A 17,833-nucleotide genomic window follows, 5' to 3' on the forward strand; every position below is an offset into this window, starting at 1 on the left:
GTGTTTGCTCACAGCTTGAAAAAGGCCCGCGCAGCCGCAGCATCTGCTGCAATCTGCGCCTTAAGGGCGTCAAAATTGGGAAAACGTTGCTCATCGCGCAGCTTCTGAAGGAAACGCACGGCAATGTGCGCGCCATAGATGTCGCGATTGAAATTGAAAAGATGCACTTCCAGCAGCGGGCGCGTGCCGCCCACGGTGGGACGGATGCCGAGGTTTGCAACCCCGGGCAGGGGTTCCGGGCCAAGACCATCGACCGCAACTGCAAACACCCCGGTCATCGGCAGCGGGTTGTGCTTGATCCGCAGATTGGCCGTTGCGAAGCCCAGCTGGCGGCCGAGCTTCTGACCATGGGCAACCTGACCGTCCATGGTGTACGGACGCCCCAGCAGCGCGGCCGCCCGCGCCATATCACCCTCGGCCAGCGCCCGACGCACGCCGGAGCTCGAAACCCGGTCATCGTTCAGCTGCACGCTGCCAATCGCCTCGACCGTAAAACCATGGCGCTCGCCCGCCGCCTGCAGAAAGGCGAAATCGCCGGTGCGCCCCCGCCCGAAACGGAAGTCGTCCCCCACGATGACATGCCGCACCTGCAGCGCCCGCACCAATACCTCACGCACGAATGCATCAGCGGAGAGCGCCGCAAAGGCGGCATTGAACGGACACACCATGGTTTGCGCCACGCCTTCCTGGGCCAGCAGCTCCAGCTTCTCACGCAAGGTGCTCAAGCGCGCCGGGGCCGCCTGAGGTGCAAAAAACTCGCGGGGATGCGGCTCGAAGGTCAGGACCGTCGCGGGGGCACTGTAGCGCTGTGCGGCGGCCTGCAAACGCGCCAGCAACGCCGCGTGCCCGCGATGCACACCATCGAAATTACCGATGGCCAGCACAACAGGCTCAGGAACAGGACGGGAATGACCGCGAAAAACGCGCATGGCAAACGGAGGACGAAAAACGTTGAATTATAACGGTTTCACCCCGTCCCGGACCAAACCGGCGACACAGGATTCTTTCACGCCATCACCATAAGGCGGACATGCTTGGCGGTATAATTGACCGCCGAGCCCAGCCCCTGCGTCATTCATGATCAATCTCATCAGCCATATCGTGCATCTTTCTTCGTGCCGCGACCGCACGGAGATCAATGCCGCCATGGTCGATACGCTGAATGACCTTTTTCACCCGCTCGCCGTCACGATCTATCGCTGCTACCAGAACCGACGCCGCTTGGTGACCTTTTCCTGCGCCGGCATCAACGATCATGGCCGCTTTGTCCATAACGCCTACCAGCCCGATCCGCAGTACTGCCGCCCGATCGAGCGCGATCCGCAGTACTGCCGCCCGATCGAGCGCGATCCGCTGCTCAATCGCTGCCGCCAGGAGCGCTCCGCCGTGCTGGAGCCCACCGAGCGCGGAACGCACCGCATCGTCTTTCCGGTCAACCGCCTTGAGCATCCGGTTTACCTGATTTCACTTGAGCTCTCCGAGAGTTTTTCGGCAGACCAACGCGTTGCACTGATGGGGCTGATCGAATATTTCAGCAACCACATTGCCCTGCTCGACTACGGGGAAACCGACACCCTGACAGGTTTGGCCAGCCGCAAGACCTTCGACCGCCACCTGTTCGAACTGCTGGGCAAGGCCAGTTACGACGACCCCGACCTCACCACCGCACACCCCAAGCGCCGCCGCGGCACACGGGACGGCAGTTCGTACTGGCTCGCCGTGTGCGACATCGATCACTTCAAACGGGTCAACGATGAATTCGGCCACCTGATCGGCGACGAGGTCTTGATCATGCTGGCGCAGGTCATGCAGCAATCCTTCCGCTTTGACGACCAACTGTTCCGGTTTGGCGGCGAAGAGTTTGTCGCGCTGCTTCAACCCGCCAGCCAGGAAAACGCCCACGCCACATTTGAGCGCTTCCGCGCGGATGTCGAGGCAGAAAGTTTCAGCCGGGTCGGACGCATCAGCATCAGCATCGGCTACAGCGAACTGCGCCCGAACGACACGCCGACCGACGTCATCGACCGCGCAGACGAGGCCCTCTATTACGCAAAACGCCACGGACGCAACCAGGTGGCCTGCTTTGAAACCCTGGTCAGCCGTGGCGAATTGCCGGAGCGCGCAGCACCCAACGGGGAAGTCGAGCTGTTCTAGCCCAGCGCGGCGAGCTTGGCCTTCGGCCCGGGCGGATGCTTGATGAAGTACTGCCGCACACCGCGTACCAGCGCATCGGCCAGCTTGTCCTGATAGGCATCGTCGTTGAGACGGCGCTCCTCTTCCGGATTCGAGATAAAGGCTGTCTCGATGAGCGCTGACGGAATATCCGGCGCTTTCAGGACCGCAAAGCCCGCTTGCTCGACATTTGCCTTGTGCAGGGTATTGATCGATCCCAGTTCGCCCAGCAAATATTTGCCGAGTTTAAGGCTATCGTTGATGGTGGCCGTCTGAGAGAGATCCAGCAGGGTTCTCGCCAGAAAGAGATCCTTCGCCCCCAGATTCACGCCACCGATCATATCGGCCTCATTCTCGCGCTGCGCCAGCAAACGGGCCTGCGTACTCGAAGCGCCTTTTTCCGAGAGCACGAAAACCGAGGAACCGCGCGCATCGGGCTTGATCCAGGCATCGGCATGAATGGACAGGAAGAGATCGGCCTGCACGCGGCGCGCTTTTTGAACACGCATCTGCAGCGGCACAAAGAAATCCGCATCGCGCGTCAGCACCGCCCGCATATTGGGCTCGGCATCGATACGCGCCTTGAGGCGCTTGGCCACAGCCAAGGTGACGTTTTTCTCGTAGCTGCCACCCTGCCCGACCGCGCCCGGGTCTTCGCCCCCATGCCCGGGATCGAGCATGACCGTCACCAGACGGTCGACGATCGGGCGACCGGATTTTTTGCTGGTCTGCACTTCCGGCGCTTCGATGGACTTACGCTCCGGCTCGCCCCGCTTGTCTGCGGAGGCCAGTTCCTGATCCATCCTGAGCGGCTCAACCGCCTCCTTGCGCCCTTCCACCAGCGCCATCAGCGGGTCGGGCGGCGTCGTGGGATACACATCGAGGACCAGACGATGGCCGTACTCGCCCACCGGCTTCAATTCAAAGACCTGCGGGGTAACGCGCGTCTTGAGTTCCATGACCAGACGCACGACACCCGGCTTGAAACGCCCGGCGCGCAAGAGCTTGATATACGGATCATCCCCCGCCACTTTGCGGGCGAGACTGTCGAGCACCGTGTTGAACTCGACGCCTTCGATGTCGACCACCAGGCGATCCGGGTTCTCGACGGTGAAATGGGTGTATTTCAGCGGGGCGTCACACTCGAGGGTGACGCGGGTGTAGTCGGCGGCCGGCCAGATGCGTACCGCCAGGATCGAACTCTGCTTCACAGCCGCCCCGGCCAGCGGGGAGACGGAAAGGATCAGCGAGGCGCCGGCGTAACGCAGGAGCTGTCGGCGCCCGGCACTGGGAGCGCGTTTAGACATGCTTGCCCTTTCGGTGAATTTGCCACGGCTTCGAGGAGACGCCCGACACGCGCATGATGAAGGCGCAACTGCAGGTCTGGCGACGGCACGCAGCCTTGAGCGCGCTCGGGCCATTCGACAAGGCAAACAGAAGCGTCATTAAAGTATTCGTCAAAGCCCGCATCGAGAAACTCCTCAGGTGACTCGAAACGATAAAAATCAAAGTGATATAAGTATAAGCTCGAAATTACGTAAACTTCAACCAGCGCATAGGTCGGGCTCTTCACCGGGCCGGTGTGCCCAAGGGCGCGAATCAGGGCCCGCGACAGGGTGGTCTTGCCCGCCCCCAGGTCGCCTTCGAGATAGATCACCAATCCGGGCGAAAGCCTCTCCGCCAGGGCCGCACCGAAGGCCTCGGTCGCCGATTCGTCGGGCAGATTGAAAACAGCGGTAACATCGGGGCTATGCACGATCAGGACTCCACGGTGGATTACGCGGCCCTCAAGGAAAACATTCGCTCCCTGGGCCAGAAACTGGGCTTTTCAGCAATCGGCGTGGCGCGCGCCGAACCGGACGCCAGGGCCGTTGCCCGCTTGCGCGACTGGCTGGCTGCCGGCAAGCACGGGGACATGGATTATATGGCCCGGCACGCCGATTTGCGCGCCCGCCCGGCCGAGCTTCACCCCGGCACGCTGACCGTGATCTCGGCGGCGGTCGACTACCTTCCGCATGCCAAAATCGCCGACCAGCCCGAGCAGGCCGCCATCTCGCGCTATGCGCAGGGACGCGATTACCACAAGGTCATCCGCAACCGCCTGCAAAAACTGGCCGAAGCCATTGCCGCTGAAATCGGCCCTTACGGCTACCGGGTCTTTTCCGATTCGGCCCCGGTCATGGAGGTCGAGTATGCCCAGCAAGCCGGCATCGGCTGGCGCGGCAAACACACCTTGCTACTCTCGAAGGAAGGCTCCTGGCGCTTTCTTGGCGATATTTACTGCGATCTGCCGCTGCCGCCGGACGCCCCCATTGAACCGCACTGCGGTACCTGCACCGCCTGCATCGATGCCTGCCCGACCGGTGCGATCACCGCGCCTTACGAAGTCGACGCCCGGCGCTGCATTTCCTACCTGACCATCGAACTGGCCGGGCAGATTCCGAACGAACTGCGCCCCCTGATCGGCAACCGCATCTACGGCTGCGACGACTGCCAGCTCTACTGCCCCTGGAACCGCTTTGCCCGCCTGGGCGACGCCGACTTTGCGCCGCGCCACGGCCTCGACAGCGCCCGCCTGGTCGAGTTGTTTGCCTGGGATGAAGCCACGTTCAATGAACGGCTGGCCGGCAACCCGATCCGGCGCATCGGCCACGAACGCTGGTTACGGAATATCGCCGTCGCCATCGGCAACGCACCGCCGACGGTCGACCTTACGCAGGCACTTAAATCGCGGGCAGACCATGCGTCCGAGCTGGTCAGGGAACACGTCGCCTGGGCGCTGGCTCGGCACGCAAAGGCGGCCGACGACTAAAGCAAGCGAGGCCAAGCGAGCACCTGCGCTTGGCGATTCAGACCTAGCGTGCCACCGGCCGTGCCGGATCGGCACACCACTCGCTCCAGGAGCCGGCGTAGAGCCGGGACCCCGGCATGCCGGCCACTTCCATGGCCAGCACATTGAGACAGGCTGACACACCGGAACCGCACTGATGGACGACCGTATCGGCCGGCGCCCCGGCCAGGATGGCCTGCCATTCGGCACGCAGCACATCAGCCGGCTTGAAGCGACCATCGGGCAGCACATTGTCCTTGAAAAAGCGGTTGACCGCGCCCGGGATATGCCCGCCCACGGGATCGATGGTTTCGTTTTCACCACGAAAACGATCCGGCCCGCGCGCATCCACCAGGCGCATGGCAGGATCATTCAGATGGGACTGCACCCAGTCGACCGATACCCATGCTGACTGCAGACACAGCGGCAAGGTGCGGGGCTGCGGGGTAACCACTGTCTGCGTCAGCGGCTCGCCTGCGGCCAGCCAGGCCGGCAGCCCGCCATCCAGAAGCGCCACCCGGGTGTGCCCCAGCCAGCGCAACAGCCACCACACGCGGCCCGCAATCATGCCCTGCGCATCGTCATAGACCACAACCTGGGTGTTCGGGCCGATCCCCACGGCACCGAGCCGTTCGGCCAGCACCGCCGGATCCGGCAAAGGATGACGGCCGTTCTGCCCGGTCAAGGGCCCCGAGAGGTCACGATCGCAATGAAGAAAGACTGCGCCCGGCAAGTGGCCTTCGGCATAGACACGCTCGCCATAAGCGGTATCGCTCAACTGATGGCGCACATCGACGACCAGCCAGTCCGGATCGTCCAGATGCGCCTTCAGCGTGGGCACATCGACCAGGGTCGTCCAGTTCATGTCGCCTCGGTTTCTTCGTCCAGCCACTGCCGTGCCTTGACGGCGCTGTCGAAGACCTCGACATCGGCATTGACGAAGGTCTGGGAAATCCAGGCGCTCCAAGTTACCCACTGACTGTCGGTGACCACGGCGACACGATTGAAGTCATCGGCATGCGCCCGCGAGAACTTGATTTCCTCCCACGCCACGTCCAGCGTCAGCGCGGCCATTTGCGAGAGGTCGAAAAACAGATCGACCGGCCCTTCAAAACGGACCTTGTAATTGACGACTTCTTCGAATTCCTTGTAGTCGGCCAGGGTGAATTCCCCAAAGACAGCCACATTGACGCGATTCGGCTGATGGTCGATGACGATCATGACAGGACTCCTGTTGTGGTTCTTCTTGAGAACAGTTTAATCCTGTTCCACCGGGCTGGCGCGGGAAAAATGCGTCGCCGCGATGCCGGACAAAATGATCAGCACAATCGCCGCCCAGGCAGACGCATCCAGCACTTCGCCCCAGATCAGCATGCCGAACAGACTGGAAAAAATCACCGTCGAATAGGCCAGCGCGGCGGACACCAAAGTCTTGCCGCGCGAATAGGCACGCGTCATAGCGAGCTGCGCCAGGGTCGCAAACCCCGCCATGGCGAGCAAAATCAGGCCGGTTTTGAGGTCGACCGCATGCAACTCGGTAAACAGCAGCACCAGCCCCGTCCCCACCGATGCAACGAGCGAAAAATAGAACACCGTCCGCGTTTCCGGCTCGCCCCGCGCCCCGAGTTCGCGCACGCTGAAATAGGCCATGCCGGCAATCACCCCGGAACCCAATCCGACCAGGCCGCCGTAGAGCTGATCCGCGTGAAAGGTCGGCTTGAGCAGCAGCGCCACCCCAAGCAGCCCCAGGACCAGCGCACCGATGATCCCGGGCCGCATGCGCGCCCCATCAAGGACCAGATAGATGGCAAGGAAGATGGCCGAGGTGTAGTTCAGCGTCACGGCCGTCGCCAGCGGCAGCAAGGTGATCGCGTAAAAGTAGCTGAACACGGCGAGAAAGCCGACAAAGCCGCGAATCAACTGCCAGCGCCAATGCGGTGTCGCCAGCGGCACGCGCTGGACGCGGACCAGCACACAGAGCAGGAGCAGGGAAATGAAGCTCCGGTAAAAGGTGATCTCAACCGCTGAATGCGTGGCCGATGCGAGCTTGACGCACACGCCCATGCAGGCGAAGAGCAGGCTGGCAACGATCATCCACAGGGCTTGCATGCACGCTTTCAGAATCAGAAAACAAGGGCGCTGCGCCCATCAGAGACGAGCGCGGCTGAAAAAAAGGCGCCGGTTTTTGCACCCGGCGCCTCGTTGACCGTCGGCGGAGCGCTTAGCGGGCCTCGATCGCGGACTGCATGACGCGACGATAGAACTCGTGGAAATGCTGCATGCCGTCTTCCATCGGGCTCTGGTACGGCCCCACTTCGCTGCGCCCTTCGGCCAGCAGGGCCTTGCGGCCGCGGTCCATACGCTCGCCGATATCGTCGTCCTCGATCGCCGTCTCCATGTAGGCCGCGCGTTCGGCCTCGATGAACTCGCGCTCGAAATCGACGATCTCTTCCGGGTAGTAGAACTCGACCACGTTCATGGTCTTGTTCGGCCCCTGCGGGATCAGCGTGGACACGACCAGCACGTGTGGATACCACTCGACCATGATGTTCGGGTAGTAGGTCAGCCAGATGGCGCCCTGCGGCGGGGTTTCGCCCCGGTCGCCGTAATACTCGCGCACCACTTTCTGCCACTTGTCGTAGACCGCAGAGCCCGACTTCATCAGGGAGGTGATGCCCACCTTCTGCACCGAGTACCAGTCGCCGAACTGCCAGGTCAGATCATCACAGGTCACGAAGTTGCCGAGGCCCGGGTGATAGGGCACAACGTGGTAATCCTCCAGATAAACCTCGATGAAGGTCTTCCAGTTGTAGTTGCACGTGTGCATCTCGACATGGTCGAGCTTGTAGCCGGTGAAATCGAGATCGCGGGCAACATGCATGCCGGCGAGGTCGGCATTGGCCGAACGCGGCCCCTTGAAGAGCAGCCCGTTCCAGTTTTCCAGCTGCGCCTTGTTCAGGTTCAGGCAGGGATTCTGCGGAAAATGCGGGGCGCCGATCAGTTCGCCGCTCTGTTCGTAGGTCCAGCGATGGATCGGGCAGACAATCGGCCCTTCCAGCGTACCCGCCCCTTGCAGCATGATGGCCTGACGATGCCGACAGACGTTGGACATCTGCCAGATGCCGGCATTCGGCCCAGCATCGCCGCCATTGAGCAGCATCTGGCCGTGATCCTTCCATGCGAGCGAACGGTAATTGCCTGCCTCCGGCACCATCAGCTGATGCCCGACATAGCCCGGACCGGCATCGAAGATGAGCTTTTTCTCCAGCTCATGAATCGATTCGTCGAAGTACCAGTCCACCGGCAGTTGAGAAACTGCGGGGGCCAACCGGGACAAGGTCGCCAAGTCAGACATTGCACGCCTCCAGCAGGGTTATAACAGGCTAAACCGTTAATTTTACCCCAAAATTTGACCGTACTACCCCGGATGGAGTATTTTCGCTTGTTTTCCTGAATGCCCCGGACCATGGACCAGACTCCCATTGCCGACATGAAGTTCGAAACGGCGCTCGCCGAACTCGAAGCCATCGTCGCCAGCATGGAGGGCGGCAAGCTCGCGCTCGAAGAATCGATTGCCGCCTACAAGCGTGGCACGGCCCTGATGCAGCACTGCCAGGCCCAGCTTGACGATGCTGAAACGCAGATTCGCGTCATCGAAAATGGCCAGTCCCGGGACGTCGACCGTAGCCAACTGGAGTCCTGATGACCATGCCGTCCCGCACCGCGCCGTTTGCCGACTGGATGGCCGCCACACAGGCCCGGACCGAAGCGGCCCTGGCCCGCTTTCTGCCCGCCCAGGACACCATTCCGGCCCGCCTTCATGACGCCATGCGCTACGCCACGCTCGGCGGCGGCAAGCGCGTTCGTCCCCTGCTCGCTTTCGCCGCCGGCGAACTGACCGGCGCCCGCCCGGAAAACCTCGACGTGGTCGCCTGCGCCGTCGAGATGATCCACGCCTATTCGCTGGTCCATGACGACCTGCCCTGCATGGACGACGATGTCCTGCGCCGCGGCCGCCCGACCTGCCACGTCGAGTACGACGAACCGACCGCCCTGCTCGTCGGCGACAGCCTGCAAACCCAGGCTTTCGAACTCCTGGCCGGCAGCGCGCTCGGCGATGCGCGCCAGCAGCTTGAAATGATCACCCTGCTCGCCCACGCCAGCGGTTCGCGCGGCATGGCCGGCGGCCAGGCCATCGACCTGGCCTCGGTCGGCACGCCGCTGACCCAGCCCGAGCTGGAGCTGATGCACGCCCTGAAGACGGGTGCCCTGATTCGCGCCGCCGTGCTGCTCGGCGCCCTGGCAGGCGCCCCGCTCTCTGCCGAAGAACGTACCGGCCTCGACCGCTTTGCCAAGCGCGCCGGCCTGCTCTTCCAGGTCGTCGATGACATCCTCGACTGCACCGCCAGCACCGCCACGCTCGGCAAAACGGCCGGCAAGGATGAAGCCGCCGACAAACCGACCTATGTCGCGCTGCTCGGCCTCGAACGCGCCCGCGCTTACGCCGAAGAACTGCGAACCGACGCCCTCTCGGCGCTGTCCATGTTCGGCGAACGCGCCAGCCGCCTGACCCAGCTGGCGGATTTCATCTGCCACCGGCAATTCTGAACATGACCGCTGCCTCGACCTTTCCGCTGCTTGAAAGCATCAACGCCCCGGCCGACCTGCGCCGCCTGGAGCGCAAGCAACTCAAGCCCCTGGCTGACGAGTTGCGCCAGTTCCTGATCGAATCCGTCTCCCAGACGGGCGGCCACCTGTCATCCAATCTGGGCACGGTCGAACTGACCATTGCCCTGCACAGCGTCTTCAACACCCCCTACGACCGTCTGGTCTGGGATGTGGGCCACCAGTGCTACCCGCACAAGGTGCTCACCGGCCGCCGCGAGGGCATGAACCGCCTGCGCATGCGGCACGGCCTCGCCGGCTTTCCGAAGCGCTGCGAGAGCGAATACGACACCTTCGGCGTCGGCCACTCGTCCACGTCGATCTCCGCCGCCCTCGGCATGGCCCTGGGGGCCAAGCTGAAGGGCGAGGACCGCAAGACCATCGCCATCATCGGCGACGGGTCGATGTCTGCCGGGCAGGCCTTCGAAGCCCTGAACAATGCCGGCGTCGCCGATGCCGACATGCTGGTCATCCTGAACGACAACGAGATGTCGATTTCGCCGCCGGTGGGTGCGCTGAACAACATCCTGACCCGCCTGACCTCGAGCAAGACCTACAACGCGGCGCGCAGCGCCGGCCGCCACATGCTCGGCTTTGCGCCGCCGCTCCTGGAACTGGCCCGCCGCGCCGAAGAGCACGTCAAGGGCATGATCGCCCCCGGCACGCTGTTCGAGGAGTTCGGCTTCCACTATTACGGCCCGATCGACGGGCACGACCTCGACGCGCTGATCCCGACCCTGGAAAACCTAAAGGCCATCAAGGGCCCGAAATTCCTGCACGTGATCACCAAGAAGGGCCAGGGCTACAAGCTCGCCGAAGCTGACCCCATCCTTTACCACGGGGTAGCCAAATTCGCCCCGGAACAAGGCATCCAGTCCGGCAAGGGCGGCGGCAAGCTGACCTACACCCAAGTCTTCGGTGACTGGCTCTGCGACATGGCAAAGGCCGACTCCCGCCTGGTCGGGATCACCCCGGCCATGCGCGAAGGCTCCGGCATGGTGCGCTTTGCAGCGGAACACCCGGATCGCTATTTCGATGTCGGCATTGCCGAGCAGCATGCCGTTACCTTTGCCGCCGGCCTCGCCTGTGAAGGCCTGAAGCCGGTTGTCGCCATCTACTCCACCTTCCTGCAGCGCGCCTACGATCAGTTGGTGCACGACGTGGCCATCCAGAATTTGCCGGTCATTTTTGCGGTTGACCGTGGCGGTCTGGTCGGCGCCGATGGCCCGACCCATCACGGCACCTTCGACCTCTCCTACACGACCTGCATCCCGAACATGGTGGTCATGGCGCCTGCCGACGAAGCCGAGTGCCGGCGCATGCTGAGCACCGCCATGACCCTCGACGGCCCCAGCCTCGTGCGCTACCCGCGCGGCGGCGGCACGGGCACCCAACCCGCACCGACGCTCGACACGCTCCCTGTCGGCAAAGGCGAACGTCGCCGCCAAGGGAAAGACATTGCCCTCCTCGCCTTCGGCAGCCTCGTTCCGGCCGCCGAAGCCGCGGGCGAGGTGCTCGATGCCACCGTGGCCAACATGCGCTTCATCAAACCGCTCGATGCCGACCTGGTGGTCGAACTGGCAGGGAACCATTCCCTGCTTGTCAGCATCGAAGAGAATGCCGTGATTGGCGGCGCCGGCTCGGAGATCGAGCGCGTCCTCGCTGAACGTGGCATCCACACGCCCGTGCTGCGCCTCGGCCTGCCCGACCGTTTCATTGACCATGGCGAACAAGGCCAGTTGCTGGCCGAACTTGGCCTCGACAAGGACGGCATCGTCCGTGCCGTCCGCGCCGCCATCCAACCATAACATCGCAAGAACAGCCCCATGAGCACCCCCAACACCGCCATTCCCGACGTTCAGAATTCGGCCGACACGCGCCAGATCGCCATCAACAAGGTGGGCATCAAGGCCATCCGCCACCCGATCAAGGTGCAGGACAAATCCGAAGGCGTGCAGCACACCATCGCCGTGTTCAACATGTACGTCGGCCTGCCGCACAACTTCAAGGGCACCCACATGTCCCGCTTCGTGGAGATCCTGAACAGCCACGAGCGTGAAATCTCGGTCGAAAACTTCCCGGCCATGCTGCAGGACATGATCGTCAAACTCGAAGCCGAAACCGGCCACATCGAGATGAACTTCCCGTACTTCATCAACAAGACGGCGCCGGTTTCCGGCGTGCAGAGCCTGATGGACTACGACGTCACCTTCATCGGCGATATCGAAAACGGCAAGGTCAGCACCGCCGTCAAGGTCGTCGTGCCGGTGACCAGCCTCTGCCCCTGCTCCAAGAAGATTTCCGAGCGCGGCGCCCACAACCAGCGTTCGCACGTCACCGTCACGGCCCGCACGAACGATTTCATGTGGATCGAGGAAATCGTCCAGCTGGTCGAGTCCGAAGCCTCCTGCGAACTGTTTGGCCTGCTCAAGCGCCCGGATGAGAAATACGTCACCGAACGCGCCTACGACAACCCGAAGTTCGTCGAAGACATGGTGCGCGACGTCGCCGCCCGCCTCAATGCGGAAAAGCGCATCGACGCCTACATTGTGGAATCCGAAAACTTCGAGTCCATCCACAATCACTCGGCCTACGCCCTCATCGAGCGCGACAAGACCCAAGCCTGATTTTTGCTGGTTTCCGACGGTCGACCGCCGGAAACCAGCCAATTCCGGACATAAAAAAACGGGGTGCCAGGCACCCCGTTTTACATACTGCTCGGTAAAGAACCGAATCAGTCCTTCTTGGTCAGCTTTTCCTTGATACGTGCGGACTTGCCCGAACGCTCGCGGAGGTAGTACAGCTTGGCACGACGGACGTCACCGCGGCGCTTGACTTCGATGGAAGCCAGCAGCGGGGAGTAGGTCTGGAAGGTACGCTCGACGCCTTCGCCGGAAGAAATCTTGCGGACGATGAAGGAGGAGTTCAGGCCGCGGTTGCGCTTGGCAATCACAACGCCTTCGTAAGCCTGCAGACGCTCGCGGTTACCTTCCTTGACCTTGACCTGGACGACAACGGTGTCACCCGGGGCGAATTCAGGGATGGTCTTGCCAGCGGTCAGGCGGGCGACTTCTTCTTGCTCGAGTTGCTGAATCAGGTTCATGTGAGTTCCTTGTTAAGTTCATTGCTCACCGCATTGCTCCTCTCCGGAAATTTCCGTGAGGAGTTGCGTTTCTTCCGCAGTCAGACTGCGGTGCGCCAGCAGATCCGGCCGACGCCGCCGGGTTCGTGCCAGCGACTCCTTGAGCCGCCAGCGGCGAATTTTTTTGTGATCACCGGACATCAGCACCGCCGGCACCCCCATCCCCTCATAAACCTCGGGGCGGGTGTAATGCGGGCAATCCAGCAAACCACCAACAAAACTGTCCTCGACAGCGGAGGCCGCATCACCGAGGACGCCCGGCAACTGACGGACAACGGCGTCAATCAACACCATCGCCGGCAACTCGCCACCGGACAGGACAAAATCTCCGATCGAAATTTCTTCATCGACACAGCGCTCGATCAAACGCTCATCGACGCCCTCGTAGCGACCACACAGCAGGACCAAGCCGGCATCGCCGGCTGCCAACTGCATGACCCGCTCGTGGGTCAGCGGCGCACCCTGAGGGGAGAGGTAAATGACCCGGCTCGTCGCCAGACCTGCCTCGCGCTGCGCTGCCTTGGCGGCATCAATCGCCTTTTCCAGCGGACCGGGCTGCATGACCATGCCAGGCCCCCCGCCAAACGGGCGATCATCCACACGCCGCCAGGCATTTTCGGCGAAATCACGGGGATTCCAGCCCTGCCAGGCCCAGCGCGCTTCTTCAAGCGCCCGGCGTGTGATGCCACTGTGCGTGACTGCCGCAAACATCTCCGGAAAGAGGGTAATGCAATCGAACCGGATCACCGGCCGTTCCCGCGACTCACCAGTCGCGCCCCCACTCAACACGGATCTGCCCCGCAGCCTTATCCACCGACAGCACCACTGCCTCAACAAACGGCAGCAGACGCTCGGTGTCGCCATCCACCACCCGGAGAACGTCATGCGCACCGGTTTCGAGCAAGCCGGCCACCTGGCCCAAAGCTTCTCCTTCGGTATTCACAACGGCCATTCCGAGCAGGTCGGCCCAATAAAACTCATCCTCGTCGGTGTGCGGCAACGCATCGCGCGGCGCACCGACCAGCACCCCCTTCAAGGCTTCGGCGGCAGTGCGATCCGGAACACCATCCAGAAGCACCACCAGCCCCTCGCCGTGATTTTTCAAGCCACACAGCTTGACCTCACGCCAGGGGCCGCCTTCCTTGCCGAGCCACCAGACAGGCATCTCGGACCAGGACAAGGGATCATCCCCAAAGGGATGCAGCCTGAGCCAGCCTTTGATCCCGTAAGGATCGGCAAGCCGACCCAGGACAACGATATCTTGACTGGACAAGGTTTGAAACTGGATTAAGCAGCCTGCTTGGCGGCGTATTGCTTGACCAGACGAGCAGCCGTCGGGGTCAGCTGGGCGCCGTTCTGCTGCCAGTAGGTCAGACGATCCATAGCAACGCGCAGACCTTCTTCGCTTTCGGCAGCAACCGGGTTGTAGAAGCCGATACGCTCAACGAAACGGCCATCACGGCGGTTACGGGAGTCAGCAACAACCAGATTGTAGAAGGGACGCTTCTTGGCGCCACCACGGGCAAGACGGATAACAACCATGACAGTACTTTCGTAAGCTGGAAAAAAGACCCGGAATTATAGCGCTTTACCAAGGAAAAACAAGCCACTTAGAACACCACCCCGCGCAAACCGCTCAGACCGGCATTTCCGCCCTCCATCGGCCGGCTTGGCAAGGCTGTTAAGATTTGTATATGCTCGCCCAGAATGAGCACCCATTCGCCGACACTCGCTTCGCCGCATGATACCAATGTCAAGCTGATCCTTGAGTGGCTGGCGCTCGCCCATCACAATCCAGAGCAAGGCGATGCCACCCTGCTGCAGCAACATCTGCTGCTGCTGCGCGAAAGTCCGATTCCGGCCGGAACGCGCCTGAAAGTACTCGACCTGATCTACCAGCACGCGGAACAGATCGTTCATCACGAACTTCCGTCGCTGCGCAGCACCTCACTCCCCATCTCCCGCAGCCTGCGCCAGCGCATCCGCCCGCTGCTCGATGCCTTGAGCACACTGACACAGGATTACTTCAACTCGCTGGCCGATTTTTTCGACCCCGAGATCAGCAAACGCCAGGCGCCCCACACGGCACTGCGCCGGGTCATGCAGTGCATCGCCTGGCAGATCCACGTCGCCCACCTGAGCGCCAGCCCCCCCAAGCCGGGGATCTGGCAAGAGTTGCACGCTGCCTACAGCGCCGCTCGCAAGCTCGGCATCGAACAGGACGAAGGCCCACGCCAAGGGCAGAGCATCCACGCCATTTATATTGGCATGCTTCTGGGGGCCATCGCCCAGCCCGCCTCGTTCAATGGCGAGGAAATCGAATTCATCCAGGCCTACATTCAGCAACTGGCCAATCCTCCAGGGCTCTCCAGTTCAGCCGGCGACATGCCGGACTCAACCTTCTGGGTCGACACGGAAAAGGACACCCCGCCCAACGCGATGGTTCGCCGCCCGCCCCCTGCCAGCCGAAGCATTCTGTTTTTTTCCTGTGGCCAGGTAGCAAGACAAACCCGCGCGCTGATCGAGGCATTACCGACATCGCTGCCCCCAAGCCTGCCCGACTTTGCCCGCTCCCGTGCCGGCACGGCCATCCTGAAGCGACTGGAAGCGCTCTGGGGCAGCCCGCAAAAGCGCCGCTTTCCACGTCGCCGCAACAGCTACCGCGTCCGGCTCTGGACCGGCTTCGAAAATCTCTGGCAACTGGCGCGCACACCGGCCAACGCGGCAGAGTCCAGCGAATGGATGGTGACGGACGAGAGCCCGGACGGCTACGCCCTGATGCACGTGAGCGGCCCGACACGACACCTGAAGGTCGGCGACATCATCGCCATGCGGACGCAGGACGATCAGGAAGCGCAACGCCCAACCTGGCAGATTTGCCTGGTCAGACGCGCACTGTCTGAAAATCCGGAACACATTGAACTTGGCGTTCAACTCCTGGCCGCTCGCGCCACTGCGGCCGAAATCGCACAACCACACGACCCGCCGCTTCCGCCCACGGCCGCTCTGATCCTGCCGCCAACGCCCCCACTTCGGCCCAACGAGGCCCTGATCCTGCCCAGCGGCACCTTACAGGACGAGAACGCCAAGATCATCGTGATGATCGAGCGCAGCAATCTTGAAATCAGGGAAATGCGGGCCAGTCACCTCGACGAGCAGACCAGCACCCTCGAGGTGTTCAGCGTTTTGCCGGACGAAAACTAGCCACCAGCAAGCCGCCCACCAGCACGATCACCCAGGACAACTGGAGCCAGACAAGAAAGACGGGAAAAGCGGCAAAAGCGCCATACACGCTTTTCAGGACCGCCGTGCTGGCCAGATACAACTCGAACAGTTTCTGCATGCCGGCAAAAGCCAGGGCGGCAAAAACACCCCCGAGAAGCGCTGCGCCGCGCGACACCGAAACATTCGGCACGGCGTAGTACAAAAAAGAGAAAAAGAAGGCGAGCAGACCCACCGACATGCCTTTGAAGACAACCCGCCGCATCCACGCCGGCTCGTCAAACAAACCCAGCGATGTCGATACCGCAAACGAGGTCGCCGCGACCACCGCCCCGAGAATGAAGGGCCACACCATCATCACGAACGCATAGAGGCGCAAACGGGCCAACAAGGGTCGTGGCTGCACCCGCCAGACATGATTAAAGGCGCGCTCGATGGTATTCATCAGCATGAATGCCGTGATCGCCAGAAAACCGAGGCCAGCGGCGGTCAACTGCTGCGCACGCTGCGAAAAATTACCGATATTGCTGACGATCGGCGCCGCTGCCCCACCGGGCAGCAAGGCTTCACGAATCAAGCCTTCCAGACGCACTACCAGGGTATCGAGATACGGCAGAGCACCGGCCACCGCCAGCACCACCGCGACCAGCGGTACCAGCGAGAGAAGGGTCGTGAACGCCAGCGCGGCGGCCGTCTGCATCATGTTCTCGCTCTTGAAGCGATGCACGATGCCGGACAGGCGCCCTGTCGGCGGGCGTAAGCGGCGATAACGGGAGTGGGCTTGCATGGGGCCGTATAATAGCCGACCCCATGCACGACATCCTTGTTCTCTATTACAGCCACCGCGGGTCTGTACGCGCCCTCGCCGAGCGCATTGCCCGCGGCATCGAATCCGTTCCCGGCATGCAGGCACGCCTGCGCACGGTGCCGCGCGTGTCCACCGTCTGCGAAGCCAGCGAACCAAGCCTGCCAAGCAGCGGCGCCCCCTATGTCGAACCGATCGACCTCGCGGAATGCGCCGGACTCGCGCTGGGCAGCCCGGTGCGTTTCGGCAACATGGCAGCCCCGATGAAATATTTCTGGGACGGCACCATCGCCGAGTGGCAAAACGGCACGCTGACCGGCAAACCCGCCTGTGTTTTCACTTCCAGCAGCAGCCAGCACGGCGGCAATGAAAGCACGCTCCTGACCATGATGCTGCCCCTGCTCCATCATGGCATGCTGCTCATGGGACTGTCCTTTTCCGAACCCGAACTGGGGTCGACCGTCGGCGGCGGCACCCCCTACGGGGCCAGCCATGTTACCGGTCATACCGGCACGCCCACCCTGACAGAGGCCGAGAGCCGCCTGGCATTTGCCCAAGGCGCCCGCCTTGCCCAACTGGTCAAACAACTGAATCCATCGTGAATCCTGCCCGTTACCAATTCATCACCAGCGCCAGCCTGATCGCGCTCATCGCCCTTTGCCTGGCCTGGGAAGGCTGGCTTGCCCCGCTGCGCCCCGGTGGCTCCTGGCTGATCCTGAAAGGCTGTTTCCTGCTCCTGCCGCTGTTCGGCATCCTGCGCGGCAAGCGCTATACCTACAAGTGGCTCTCCCTGTTCATCCAGTTTTATCTGCTGGAAGGACTCACCCGCGCCACCAGCGACACCGGGCTGACCCAATGGCTGGCGATCGGCGAAACCGTCCTGGCCACCCTCCTGTTCATCAGCAGCATCCTGTTCATACGGTCAACCCGCCAGGACGCGCCAAAAACAGAACAGGCCGCCCAGTCAAACTGAAGCGGCCTGCCGTTTCGCGCGAAG

General features: G+C 62.4%; 21 protein-coding genes. 9 read left to right on the forward strand and 12 right to left on the reverse strand.

All coding sequences use genetic code 11. The features are described from left to right. Positions 1–8 precede the first annotated feature (8 nt). Positions 9–929: a bifunctional riboflavin kinase/FAD synthetase gene (locus tag AACO21_RS05760; RefSeq protein ID WP_346191551.1), complete on the reverse strand. Its 921-nt coding sequence runs from the start codon at positions 927–929 to the stop codon at positions 9–11. A gap of 148 nt (positions 930–1,077) precedes the next feature. Here AACO21_RS05760 and AACO21_RS05765 point away from each other — a divergent pair, with 148 nt between their 5' ends. After that, positions 1,078–2,154, forward strand: a complete 1,077-nt coding sequence (locus tag AACO21_RS05765; RefSeq protein WP_346191552.1) for a GGDEF domain-containing protein — start codon at positions 1,078–1,080, stop codon at positions 2,152–2,154. Here AACO21_RS05765 and AACO21_RS05770 read toward each other — a convergent pair. Then, positions 2,151–3,479 (reverse strand): N-acetylmuramoyl-L-alanine amidase, encoded by a 1,329-nt coding sequence (locus AACO21_RS05770; RefSeq protein WP_346191553.1) that lies wholly within the window; start codon positions 3,477–3,479, stop codon positions 2,151–2,153. The genes AACO21_RS05765 and AACO21_RS05770 overlap by 4 nt on opposite strands. Beyond that, positions 3,416–3,928 carry a tRNA (adenosine(37)-N6)-threonylcarbamoyltransferase complex ATPase subunit type 1 TsaE gene (tsaE, locus tag AACO21_RS05775; protein ID WP_346191554.1) on the reverse strand — a complete coding sequence of 171 codons (513 nt, stop codon included), beginning with the start codon at positions 3,926–3,928 and terminating at the stop codon, positions 3,416–3,418. Before tsaE ends, AACO21_RS05770 begins: the two co-directional genes overlap by 64 nt. Between tsaE and queG the strand changes: the two genes are divergently transcribed. Next, complete coding sequence (gene queG, locus AACO21_RS05780) at positions 3,923–4,984, forward strand: tRNA epoxyqueuosine(34) reductase QueG (RefSeq protein WP_346191555.1); 1,062 nt, start codon at positions 3,923–3,925, stop codon at positions 4,982–4,984. The genes tsaE and queG overlap by 6 nt on opposite strands. Before the next feature lie 43 nt (positions 4,985–5,027). Here the strand turns inward: queG and AACO21_RS05785 are convergent, their stop codons facing one another. The 4 genes from AACO21_RS05785 to AACO21_RS05800 form a co-directional block, all read right to left on the reverse strand. After that, on the reverse strand, positions 5,028–5,867 hold the full coding sequence (locus AACO21_RS05785; protein ID WP_346191556.1) for a sulfurtransferase: 840 nt from the start codon (positions 5,865–5,867) through the stop codon (positions 5,028–5,030). After that, positions 5,864–6,223 (reverse strand): STAS/SEC14 domain-containing protein, encoded by a 360-nt coding sequence (locus AACO21_RS05790; protein ID WP_346191557.1) that lies wholly within the window; start codon positions 6,221–6,223, stop codon positions 5,864–5,866. The genes AACO21_RS05785 and AACO21_RS05790 overlap by 4 nt, the downstream gene beginning before the upstream one ends. A 36-nt stretch (positions 6,224–6,259) precedes the next feature. After that, positions 6,260–7,111, reverse strand: coding sequence for a DMT family transporter (locus AACO21_RS05795; protein WP_346191558.1), 852 nt, complete (start codon positions 7,109–7,111; stop codon positions 6,260–6,262). Positions 7,112–7,223: 112 nt separating this feature from the next. After that, positions 7,224–8,357: an aromatic ring-hydroxylating dioxygenase subunit alpha gene (locus AACO21_RS05800; protein ID WP_346191559.1), complete on the reverse strand. Its 1,134-nt coding sequence runs from the start codon at positions 8,355–8,357 to the stop codon at positions 7,224–7,226. Positions 8,358–8,468: 111 nt separating this feature from the next. On the opposite strand from AACO21_RS05800, the gene xseB reads away from it, so the two are divergent. From xseB to folE2, 4 genes are read left to right on the forward strand one after another with little or no spacing between them, the layout of a single operon-like run. After that, a complete protein-coding gene (gene xseB, locus AACO21_RS05805) occupies positions 8,469–8,705 on the forward strand; it encodes an exodeoxyribonuclease VII small subunit (RefSeq protein ID WP_346191560.1) in 237 nt (78 codons plus the stop codon). Then, positions 8,705–9,610 (forward strand): polyprenyl synthetase family protein, encoded by a 906-nt coding sequence (locus AACO21_RS05810; protein WP_346191561.1) that lies wholly within the window; start codon positions 8,705–8,707, stop codon positions 9,608–9,610. The genes xseB and AACO21_RS05810 overlap by 1 nt, the downstream gene beginning before the upstream one ends. 2 nt (positions 9,611–9,612) lie before the next feature. Beyond that, positions 9,613–11,475, forward strand: coding sequence for a 1-deoxy-D-xylulose-5-phosphate synthase (gene dxs / locus AACO21_RS05815; protein WP_346191562.1), 1,863 nt, complete (start codon positions 9,613–9,615; stop codon positions 11,473–11,475). Positions 11,476–11,493: 18 nt separating this feature from the next. Further along, positions 11,494–12,294: a GTP cyclohydrolase FolE2 gene (gene folE2 / locus AACO21_RS05820; protein WP_346191563.1), complete on the forward strand. Its 801-nt coding sequence runs from the start codon at positions 11,494–11,496 to the stop codon at positions 12,292–12,294. A gap of 107 nt (positions 12,295–12,401) precedes the next feature. Here folE2 and rplS read toward each other — a convergent pair whose 3' ends face one another. Genes rplS through rpsP form a run of 4 tightly spaced genes read right to left on the reverse strand, consistent with a single transcriptional unit; the run spans position 12,402 to position 14,351 of the window. Next, positions 12,402–12,770, reverse strand: a complete 369-nt coding sequence (gene rplS / locus AACO21_RS05825) for a 50S ribosomal protein L19 (protein WP_346191564.1) — start codon at positions 12,768–12,770, stop codon at positions 12,402–12,404. 18 nt (positions 12,771–12,788) lie between these two features. Then, complete coding sequence (trmD, locus tag AACO21_RS05830) at positions 12,789–13,556, reverse strand: tRNA (guanosine(37)-N1)-methyltransferase TrmD (RefSeq protein ID WP_346191565.1); 768 nt, start codon at positions 13,554–13,556, stop codon at positions 12,789–12,791. A gap of 16 nt (positions 13,557–13,572) precedes the next feature. Then, positions 13,573–14,082 carry a ribosome maturation factor RimM gene (rimM, locus tag AACO21_RS05835; protein ID WP_346191566.1) on the reverse strand — a complete coding sequence of 170 codons (510 nt, stop codon included), beginning with the start codon at positions 14,080–14,082 and terminating at the stop codon, positions 13,573–13,575. A gap of 14 nt (positions 14,083–14,096) precedes the next feature. Next, on the reverse strand, positions 14,097–14,351 hold the full coding sequence (gene rpsP, locus AACO21_RS05840) for a 30S ribosomal protein S16 (protein WP_346191567.1): 255 nt from the start codon (positions 14,349–14,351) through the stop codon (positions 14,097–14,099). A 165-nt stretch (positions 14,352–14,516) separates the two neighbouring features. On the opposite strand from rpsP, the gene AACO21_RS05845 reads away from it, so the two are divergent. Next, the gene (locus AACO21_RS05845; protein ID WP_346191568.1) at positions 14,517–16,013 is read left to right on the forward strand and encodes a hypothetical protein; all 1,497 of its coding nucleotides are present in this window, start codon (positions 14,517–14,519) and stop codon (positions 16,011–16,013) included. Here AACO21_RS05845 and AACO21_RS05850 read toward each other — a convergent pair. Beyond that, positions 15,988–16,818: a YihY family inner membrane protein gene (locus AACO21_RS05850; RefSeq protein ID WP_346191569.1), complete on the reverse strand. Its 831-nt coding sequence runs from the start codon at positions 16,816–16,818 to the stop codon at positions 15,988–15,990. The two genes, AACO21_RS05845 and AACO21_RS05850, sit on opposite strands and share 26 nt — an antisense overlap. A 23-nt stretch (positions 16,819–16,841) precedes the next feature. On the opposite strand from AACO21_RS05850, the gene wrbA reads away from it, so the two are divergent. Together wrbA and AACO21_RS05860 are read left to right on the forward strand one after the other, a co-directional pair. Further along, positions 16,842–17,438 carry an NAD(P)H:quinone oxidoreductase gene (gene wrbA / locus AACO21_RS05855; RefSeq protein WP_346191570.1) on the forward strand — a complete coding sequence of 199 codons (597 nt, stop codon included), beginning with the start codon at positions 16,842–16,844 and terminating at the stop codon, positions 17,436–17,438. After that, positions 17,435–17,809: a DUF2069 domain-containing protein gene (locus AACO21_RS05860; RefSeq protein ID WP_346191571.1), complete on the forward strand. Its 375-nt coding sequence runs from the start codon at positions 17,435–17,437 to the stop codon at positions 17,807–17,809. Before wrbA ends, AACO21_RS05860 begins: the two co-directional genes overlap by 4 nt. Positions 17,810–17,833 lie beyond the last annotated feature (24 nt).

It is taken from the genome of Dechloromonas sp. ZS-1 (genome assembly GCF_039649255.1).
Lineage (GTDB): Bacteria > Pseudomonadota > Gammaproteobacteria > Burkholderiales > Rhodocyclaceae > Azonexus.

What these genes read in the sequence shown, in the direction of transcription:
- rplS (WP_346191564.1), bottom strand. Translation starts at nt 12,770, where the DNA reads ATGAACCTGATTCAGCAACTCGAGCAAGAAGAAGTCGCCCGCCTGACC.
- AACO21_RS05845 (WP_346191568.1), top strand. Translation starts at nt 14,517, where the DNA reads ATGAGCACCCATTCGCCGACACTCGCTTCGCCGCATGATACCAATGTC.
- AACO21_RS05770 (WP_346191553.1), bottom strand. Translation starts at nt 3,479, where the DNA reads ATGTCTAAACGCGCTCCCAGTGCCGGGCGCCGACAGCTCCTGCGTTAC.
- xseB (WP_346191560.1), top strand. Translation starts at nt 8,469, where the DNA reads ATGGACCAGACTCCCATTGCCGACATGAAGTTCGAAACGGCGCTCGCC.
- AACO21_RS05765 (WP_346191552.1), top strand. Translation starts at nt 1,078, where the DNA reads ATGATCAATCTCATCAGCCATATCGTGCATCTTTCTTCGTGCCGCGAC.
- AACO21_RS05850 (WP_346191569.1), bottom strand. Translation starts at nt 16,818, where the DNA reads ATGCAAGCCCACTCCCGTTATCGCCGCTTACGCCCGCCGACAGGGCGC.
- AACO21_RS05760 (WP_346191551.1), bottom strand. Translation starts at nt 929, where the DNA reads ATGCGCGTTTTTCGCGGTCATTCCCGTCCTGTTCCTGAGCCTGTTGTG.
- rpsP (WP_346191567.1), bottom strand. Translation starts at nt 14,351, where the DNA reads ATGGTTGTTATCCGTCTTGCCCGTGGTGGCGCCAAGAAGCGTCCCTTC.
- AACO21_RS05785 (WP_346191556.1), bottom strand. Translation starts at nt 5,867, where the DNA reads ATGAACTGGACGACCCTGGTCGATGTGCCCACGCTGAAGGCGCATCTG.
- AACO21_RS05790 (WP_346191557.1), bottom strand. Translation starts at nt 6,223, where the DNA reads ATGATCGTCATCGACCATCAGCCGAATCGCGTCAATGTGGCTGTCTTT.
- dxs (WP_346191562.1), top strand. Translation starts at nt 9,613, where the DNA reads ATGACCGCTGCCTCGACCTTTCCGCTGCTTGAAAGCATCAACGCCCCG.
- wrbA (WP_346191570.1), top strand. Translation starts at nt 16,842, where the DNA reads ATGCACGACATCCTTGTTCTCTATTACAGCCACCGCGGGTCTGTACGC.
- folE2 (WP_346191563.1), top strand. Translation starts at nt 11,494, where the DNA reads ATGAGCACCCCCAACACCGCCATTCCCGACGTTCAGAATTCGGCCGAC.
- AACO21_RS05800 (WP_346191559.1), bottom strand. Translation starts at nt 8,357, where the DNA reads ATGTCTGACTTGGCGACCTTGTCCCGGTTGGCCCCCGCAGTTTCTCAA.
- queG (WP_346191555.1), top strand. Translation starts at nt 3,923, where the DNA reads ATGCACGATCAGGACTCCACGGTGGATTACGCGGCCCTCAAGGAAAAC.
- AACO21_RS05810 (WP_346191561.1), top strand. Translation starts at nt 8,705, where the DNA reads ATGACCATGCCGTCCCGCACCGCGCCGTTTGCCGACTGGATGGCCGCC.
- AACO21_RS05795 (WP_346191558.1), bottom strand. Translation starts at nt 7,111, where the DNA reads ATGCAAGCCCTGTGGATGATCGTTGCCAGCCTGCTCTTCGCCTGCATG.